The organism is Microbacterium sp. B19, assembly GCF_000333395.1.
Taxonomy (GTDB): Bacteria; Actinomycetota; Actinomycetes; order Actinomycetales; family Microbacteriaceae; genus Microbacterium.
In genome coordinates this window covers 1-2,177 of sequence record NZ_BADA01000504.1, presented here as the reverse complement: position 1 = coordinate 2,177, position 2,177 = coordinate 1, and the positions used below count along the sequence as shown (strand labels likewise).

Genomic DNA, 2,177 nt, shown 5'->3' with positions numbered 1-2,177 from the left:
GCGCTGGCGCAGCGCCTCGCATGAAAGGACTGGCAGGTCGACCGCGCGCGCCGCGACCTGTTCGGCTGGAGCGCCTCGACGCTGGGCATGGCGATCCACGCCACCGCCCGAGCGGATGCCGAAGTGAAGGGCGCTTCCCGCGACGCGGTCTTCGCGCTCGAGCGCATGATCACGATCATCGCCACCCGCCAGCCCTACGGCCGCTGACCTCCAGCGCTCCACCGGCCGTGCGCCGCGGCCCGGGCGTGAGGATCGGAGGACGCGCAACCAGTCAGGGCAACGCGAACCGCAGCGTCCCCAGAAGTCGACGGCCCGGCGCCCTGTGCCCGGCGCCCGGCGCCCGGTCTCCGAGGTTTGGGGCGCATTTCTCGATTTGGGGCGCGAGAATCCCGCCCCGAAGCCAAGAATCCGCCCCAAACCCCGAGCCGTGGCCCACGCAAACGACGAAGCCCGCCCCGCGGTGCGGGACGGGCTGTCGAAAGGATGCGGCTCAGAGAGCGGCGACCTGCTTCGCGATGGCCGACTTGCGGTTCGCGGCCTGGTTGGCGTGGATGACGCCCTTGCTCACGGCCTTGTCGAGCTTCTTGCCGGCCTGGACGAGCGCCTTCTCGGCGGCTTCCTTGTCACCGGCGAGGACGGCCTCGCGCGTGCGGCGCACGTGCGTCTTGAGCTCGCTCTTGACGGCCTTGTTGCGCTCGCGCGCCTTCTCGTTGGTCTTGTTGCGCTTGATCTGCGACTTGATGTTCGCCACGTCGACGGTCTTTCGTTTGAGTGAGTGTTGGAAGTGCCGGGCGAGCGGTAGAGGGGCGCTGCACCGGCGGTCGTGGAGGTCGGGAAAAACCCCACACGCAAGCCAAGGACCGAGTCTATCAGGTCGAGGCTTCGACCGTGGTGAGGGCCACGTCCAGCAGCGCGTTGAAGACGCGCGGCCGCATCGCCGTGACCAGGTGCGTCGTGCGGGGCACCACGATGAGCTCGGCGTCCCGCGCGATCGACAGGAACAGCTTCTCGTTGACGCGGAGCTGGTCCCACTGCCCGTTGATGAACCACAGGGGCACGTCGATCCGCCGCAGCGCGGCGAGCAGGTCGAGCACCGACAACGACGCGAGGGCGGTGTCCTGCGCGTCGAACGCGTACCCGCCGGCGCCGAAGTCCGCGCGGGTCTCCGGCGGCAGCGTCCGGTCGAGCACGTAGTTCGTCAGGCCCAGGCCCCGGTCGGGCAGCCCGTCGAACCGCCGCGCGAGGAACCGATACGCCGCGAGCCCCGCACCGCGGGGGATCGAGGTACAGGATGCCGCGACGAACGCCGCGACCGGCGGCCGGTCCTCCCGCCCGACGTACTCGATCGACAGCAGTCCGCCCATCGAATGCCCCACGAGAAGGACGGGGCCGCGGGTCGCGGCATCCTGAACCGCCCGGTCGATCGTCGCGAACGCCTCGTCGAGCGTGAACGTCTCGCCGCGGCGCGTTCCGTGCCCCGGCAGGTCCACGGCCGTGACCGGGTTCCTGCGCTCCCGCAGATGCTCCACCTGCGCGCGCCACATCGTGGCGGACGTGCGGATGCCGTGCACGAGCACGACCTGGACCGTCATGGCATCCACCCTACGAACGCCGCCTTTGCATCCGCCCGGGACGGGGCGCGGAAGAACGCCGCGGAGAGGGCCGCGGACGGCGATGTCGGCCGCCGCCCGTAGAATCGACGGAACATGTCACCGCGCGCCCTGAAGCCCCTCGAGCCGTCCGCCACGCCGCCGGCGCAGATCCGCAACTTCTGCATCATCGCCCACATCGACCACGGCAAGTCGACGTTGGCCGACCGCATGCTGCAGATCACCGGCGTCGTCGCCGACCGCGACATGCGCGCGCAGTACCTCGACCGCATGGACATCGAACGCGAGCGCGGCATCACGATCAAGTCCCAGGCCGTCCGCATGCCGTGGGCCGTCGACGGCCAGACGTTCGCGCTCAACATGATCGACACGCCCGGCCACGTCGACTTCACGTACGAGGTCAGCCGCTCGCTCGCCGCGTGCGAGGGTGCGATCCTCCTCGTCGACGCCGCGCAGGGCATCGAGGCGCAGACGCTCGCCAACCTCTACCTCGCGCTCGAGAACGATCTGACGATCATCCCGGGTGCTGACAAGATCGACTTTCCCGCGGCCGACCCCGACAAGTAC

The 2,177-nt window shown here is 69.9% G+C and carries 3 protein-coding genes and 1 pseudogene; 2 read left to right on the top strand and 2 right to left on the bottom strand.

All coding sequences use genetic code 11. The annotated features are described in order from the left end of the window. A pseudogene (locus tag I5G_RS24925) lies at nucleotides 1-207 on the top strand (DNA polymerase III subunit delta); the annotation flags it as partial. 283 nt (nucleotides 208-490) lie between these two features. On the opposite strand, the gene rpsT reads toward I5G_RS24925, so the two are convergent. Then, on the bottom strand, nucleotides 491-751 hold the full coding sequence (gene rpsT / locus I5G_RS17375) for a 30S ribosomal protein S20 (RefSeq protein WP_026096043.1): 261 nt from the start codon (nucleotides 749-751) through the stop codon (nucleotides 491-493). A 118-nt stretch (nucleotides 752-869) separates the two neighbouring features. After that, nucleotides 870-1,592, bottom strand: a complete 723-nt coding sequence (locus tag I5G_RS17370; protein WP_022880200.1) for an alpha/beta fold hydrolase — start codon at nucleotides 1,590-1,592, stop codon at nucleotides 870-872. 114 nt (nucleotides 1,593-1,706) lie between these two features. Between I5G_RS17370 and I5G_RS23285 the strand changes: the two genes are divergently transcribed. Continuing rightward, nucleotides 1,707-2,177 (top strand): GTP-binding protein (locus I5G_RS23285; RefSeq protein ID WP_036329106.1); only part of this gene is annotated, 471 nt, incomplete at its 3' end.